Origin of the sequence: Drancourtella massiliensis, from assembly GCF_016900655.1 — a bacterium.
Classification (GTDB): Bacteria; Bacillota; Clostridia; order Lachnospirales; family Lachnospiraceae; genus Sellimonas; species Sellimonas catena.
The window spans coordinates 1-229 of the sequence record NZ_JACJKH010000147.1; the positions used below are offsets into that span (position 1 = coordinate 1).

Genomic DNA, 229 nt, shown 5'->3' on the forward strand with positions numbered 1-229 from the left:
CGCTGGTGTACCTGTTGCATTACCAAGTGCATGGCAGGGTAGCCAAGCCGGGAAGGGATAAACGCTGAAGGCATCTAAGCGTGAAGCCCCCCTCAAGATGAGATATCCCATACGGAAGTAGTAAGACCCCTTGAAGACGACGAGGTAGATAGGGCAGAGGTGGAAGTGTGGTAACACATGGAGCTGACTGTTACTAATAGGTCGAGGGCATAACCAAGGAATGGTGGAT

Annotated in this window: 1 rRNA gene; it reads left to right on the forward strand. The window is 51.5% G+C overall.

Annotated features, from left to right (window positions below):
* A 23S ribosomal RNA gene (locus tag H6A32_RS16135) occupies positions 1–217 on the forward strand; the annotation flags it as partial.
* Positions 218–229: the final 12 nt, after the last annotated feature.